The organism is Paenibacillus sp. FJAT-26967 (assembly GCF_001541095.1).
GTDB lineage: Bacteria > Bacillota > Bacilli > Paenibacillales > NBRC-103111 > Paenibacillus_F.
In genome coordinates this window covers 676,829-681,542 of record NZ_LMXH01000001.1, presented here as the reverse complement: position 1 = coordinate 681,542, position 4,714 = coordinate 676,829, and the positions used below count along the sequence as shown (strand labels likewise).

The window sequence follows — 4,714 nt, the reverse complement described above, 5'->3', positions numbered from 1 at the left end:
TGATTGGGGATGGTTCGGCTGTTTGCTTCCTCTCTTCACCCCGATCTGCCGACAGGCAAGCTGGTAGAAAAGCTGATGCAATTGCCTGTTTCCTTGTCCGCACTTGTGATTGGTATGTTTATCTCCTGAGCCGATTACAACAGGAGCAATACCTGCGTAGCGGGCTAATTTGTTACTGCTGCTGAATCGTGAAATGGACCCAATCTCCGCAAGAAATTAGCTGCCGTTACCGTATCAATACCATACATGGTTTCTAGCCTATAGCCTGTTTGTGGAAGCAGCATCGCTAACCTTTGTTCAAGAGATTCCAATTCGTTCTTACATGACTGGATTCGCCTAATGGTGCTTTGGATGATACAATCCCGCTCTTCCTGATAGTCTCGTTTGGTTGCTCCATCTGAATGAATCAGTTTCAGGATTTTTTCTGCCGTTTTGAAGGAACAAGCATAGTTACTCGGCTTTAGCAGGAATAACCTTAATTCATCTACCGAGGTATAGGATGACGCTTAACAGGAATCAGTACGGAGGTTTACAATGATTATTAAAATTCGTCTAAGAGAAATCCTTGCTGAACGAGGTATTTCACAAAGGCAGTTTGCACTATCCATGAATATGCGAATAGCAACCATCAATCACCTTTGTTCTGACCAGGTAGATCGCGTATACATTCGGACATTGGAGCAAATCTGCGAGGCACTGCAAATTGATATCAGCGAATTAATCGTTTCCCAACAAGAGGAATAAAGTCCTATCGCCTTCCCCCTAACCTACCCCTATTTCCAGAAGAGCTTAGGGGACCAGGGTGAAATAGATCTGCTTACTTGATGTAAATAACCCCCCCCTTGATAAAAGAACCATCTGAACGCCTTTTATCGAGAAAAGTGGTCCTTTACTCCTTCTTTCATTCTTTTCTTCTCTATTGCTTGTCATTCCTCCAATTTTATAATTCATCGTTGTTGGTATCTCTAAAGCTTATTCTTGCTGGATTTTACCGTTTTTTCGTCCGATTTGTATCGCTATCGCATCGTAACAAAACGATCCCAGCATACCACTTCTTAACCCAATTTGGCATAATCTATATGTAATTCAAGCTTCTCTTGTTTCCTTGGAAGAGGAATGCCCTTGACTAAATTTTTCCGATTGGCATATGTAGCGGCTGTATAAAATTGTTTTAACACGCCTTCTGGCAGCTTTTGATGAAGCACTTGGAAACCAAGCACAGTCTCTATCTGAGAAATTTTGTACGACTGCGATTTTAACCAAGCAAGATTAATCCCATCCGGCTCATTCGGGAAAATGATTTGCTTCATAACTTTTCGGGTTATCTCCGTAAAAACATCGATCTTTAGAAGATCAATTACTCGCTTACGTCTCGAAAATTTTGTCCAATCATGATGACTTGGACGTATCTCCATCCGAAGAAGCCCATCCGCTTGCTCTATGATCTCTTTACTCTCTTTTTTATGTATAACTTCTTTTTGCTTATTGTAAAAAATAATCTGACTGCTCTTGTTTTTAAAAGCTACCGTCTCCAAATACCCCGTAACCACAGTCTTCTTGAATGAAATTTGAAGCCTGCTTAATCGGTTTAAATAGTCGTCGATTTGTCCAACTACTGCAAAGTTCCAGCAGACATCCAGCCTGTTATGATATAAATACCAATCTTCAGGCCGAAGAGGTACCCCGAATAATTCGAATAACCTCTCGTGTAGTCGTTGGAAAAATACAATGATGTCCTTCTCCTGTAGAAGCTTGACGTTATTACCGTAAAGAAATTTAGGAATAGAGACTTGAACAATTAAACTTTGACTCCATTCCTGGTAATTGATATATGGAATCTTCTCATCATGCAGAACAAACGAACGTCTGCGTAACCTCATTTCTTCATCCAAAAACGTTTTAATAACGGGCTTTAAGCTATTCCAATTTTCAAAAGCAATAGAAACATAACTGGCTTTCATGACTATCGTATCGAACATTCAATTCCCCTTGAGTTAAATAACTTCTAAAATTTTAGATGAGATTAGACATGTTATAAGAAACTGTGATGTCATAATTCGTTTTTGCTTCGAATCAAATCATGTTTCCTCACAAAATCGTGAAGGTCATCATCCATTAAGCTCTGTTCTCGCATAAATTGCTCATGTTCTATTTTAAAATGATTAAAATAGTTTAATAACATACGAAGTGCGGAAGCTCTCTTTTTTTGCTGATCCACCCAGGTCTCTTTTCTCTCATCGCTCCATCCTTCGGGCGAAGTTTCCATAAAAAAACTAGACAGCTCTTGTAAAATCCACAAATAATTTTTATCCCCAAAGAATTCAGGATTATAAAGTTCACTATAAAGGCTGGATCTTAGTTGCAAAATCACAGTCTCTATCGCGTACTCTCTTTGCAGTAAACGCCTTTCATCTTCATAAGGATCAATCCATTTCATTACCTTATGCTTATTTCCATCGTCATCTACAATAAAGTCTGGCATTTTAAAAGCTTCCTTATTGGAAAGCCTTCTTAAATAATCCAACTGTATCTCAATTTTTTCAACTTCATTTAGTTCTTTTTGAAAATACTCTTCCTCTATTTGGAACATTTTTGATAAGGTTTCTAGCTTTGCTTTAGGGATAGGCCTTTTTTTGCTCATCCACCCCATGACAGTAGGCGGTGTAATTTCTAATTTCTCAGCTAATTTTTTAAAAGTACCATTGTATACTTTTACGATGTATTCAAGTCCAATGATAAGAATCCCTCCATAAAAGACTAATCAATTAGGCATCTTTAATATATCACTTGCCTAATTAGTTAGTCAACATAAATAAAAACAAACCACAACACGAGTTTTCGTATTGTGGTTCAAAATGTTTAAAAATTTTCTTTTAGCTTTGACTTTGCTTTGTTATAGAGCCCCTCCTTTCTTTTTTTATCTGCTGATGTCACTATCGGTAAAATTAATTGATTTAAACCTTCGACGGATACTGCATTGCTTTCAAGTGCAAAATCAAGAATATGATACGCCCTTAGATTAAGTAGTTCTATAACCTCGTCCTTAGTTAATTTATTATCCCTTACTATATACGAACGATATTTATATAAAATCGATTCTTTTAAAAATGTTTTACTTTTTACATTGTCTTCTATCTTAACTAATTGCTCATTTGTAATTCTAAAAGTTTTTAAAAGTTCTATGATTAGGCTTTCTAAGGCTAAATATCTAGTAACCTCATATACACTAAGTAGATCCTTAAGGAAATCATCTCCTACTATTGAAGATTCAACAAGAAGTCTTTGTTTAAAATAATGCCAAGTTATATGTTCTTTTGCTTGAGAATTAATATCTATCTCACCGATAGTCTCGTAAAGTCCAACCAGTGCTTCAGTTGACAATAGACAGTGTAATTCTAGTTGTTCGCCAATTGATAAAACGGCCATAGCTTCATTAATTTTACGAAGAAGTGAATTCTTATCTAAAGACTTTTGCTCAAAAATTGAATTAATGGTTGTAATATGATCACTCATTCTGTCACCACCTCTATACGTTTAGGGCTTGTATTTATCTGGATTGTTACTACGATACCATCGCATAATTCTACCAACTGAACTTCTGATTTGTCCTCTATACATCTCAACCATTCTTGCCTGATCCTTATTCAATTTAGGTTCTCCATCAAGTGGCTTTCCATTTTGCCCTACTCTTACTACGTTACCATCACCATCGATCACATGAACATGTGGAGGGCCATGGTCACCTGAACGGTAGTAATGTTCAATATATCCATATCTCGTCTTTTCTCCAATAGATTTATCTGGTAGGTCCGCGGCATAAGCTTTAGGTGAAACAAAATCTATAATACTATCAAGAATTCCTTCACTCTCTTCAGGCAGAGCAACTTTTAATTTTACCCCAACAGCAATTGCACCATTCAATATAAAACTAGCTACTCCTATAGAACAATCACTGTAACTACATGCGTTATTCCTCCATTTATCATTAGCATGCTCAAGCATTTTCTGTTTAGCTTGGACATTCTCTACACAGGAAGTACTTTTGCAACTTTGTTTATACTGTTGTAAATCCGACCATAAAGAAGAGCTTTTCATTACTTCCGTTCTAACTGCGTCAATAAGTTGGTCGTCTAAACCACTAGCCGAATCAACATAACATCCAGAATCCACACCTGCAACACAATGCCCACTAGGATCTGTATACTTCAACGGATTATTTAACACATACGTATACAAATTCAAGCTCAGCGGATTATCCAACTGCCCTTCATACGTATCCTCATTAATAAATCGCCCCATACTCGGATCATACCAGCGGGCACGAAGGTACTGAAGCTTCACACTTTCATCCCAATATTCCCCGCTATAAAGGAACGGATTGTCTACCCCTTTGAGTATTGTGGTTGGATTCCCCCATAGATCATAGGCGTACTGATTAATTACATTCCCGTTTGCATCTCTGAGCTCTACAACATCTCCATGTCCGTTATGAACATAGTATGCTTTACTGCCCGTTGCATCAACCCGGGCTACCAATTGATTCCCACGCAGGTAACTGGCTTTATGAGCGGCCACCCCATTTGTGACTACACCTTCGGCAATCATCTGATCGCCGTCATAATAATAACGGGTTGTAATTCCGTTCTCTGTCCGCTCTGTCAGCAGGTTATCGCCATTGTACTTGTAGTTCACATGGCTTGATCCGTCCAGCTGT

General features: G+C 38.0%; 6 protein-coding genes. 1 reads left to right on the top strand and 5 read right to left on the bottom strand.

Annotated elements, in window-relative coordinates:
* The coding region (locus tag AR333_RS25715) for a transposase (RefSeq protein WP_156430863.1) at window positions 1-204 on the bottom strand (204 nt) is incomplete at its 3' end.
* A gap of 330 nt (window positions 205-534) precedes the next feature.
* Between AR333_RS25715 and AR333_RS02870 the strand changes: the two genes are divergently transcribed.
* Entirely contained in the window at window positions 535-744 is a 210-nt protein-coding gene (locus AR333_RS02870) for a helix-turn-helix transcriptional regulator (RefSeq protein WP_068773833.1), read from the top strand.
* 311 nt (window positions 745-1,055) lie between these two features.
* On the opposite strand, the gene AR333_RS02865 is transcribed toward AR333_RS02870, so the two are convergent.
* The 4 genes from AR333_RS02865 to AR333_RS02850 all read right to left on the bottom strand — a co-directional run.
* Window positions 1,056-1,979 carry a hypothetical protein gene (locus tag AR333_RS02865; protein ID WP_068773832.1) on the bottom strand — a complete coding sequence of 308 codons (924 nt, stop codon included), beginning with the start codon at window positions 1,977-1,979 and terminating at the stop codon, window positions 1,056-1,058.
* 71 nt (window positions 1,980-2,050) lie between these two features.
* On the bottom strand, window positions 2,051-2,641 hold the full coding sequence (locus AR333_RS02860; RefSeq protein ID WP_068773831.1) for a hypothetical protein: 591 nt from the start codon (window positions 2,639-2,641) through the stop codon (window positions 2,051-2,053).
* A gap of 218 nt (window positions 2,642-2,859) precedes the next feature.
* Window positions 2,860-3,513, bottom strand: coding sequence for a hypothetical protein (locus AR333_RS02855; protein WP_068773830.1), 654 nt, complete (start codon window positions 3,511-3,513; stop codon window positions 2,860-2,862).
* Between the two features lie 21 nt (window positions 3,514-3,534).
* The coding region (locus AR333_RS02850; protein WP_172798793.1) for an RHS repeat domain-containing protein at window positions 3,535-4,714 on the bottom strand (1,180 nt) is incomplete at its 5' end.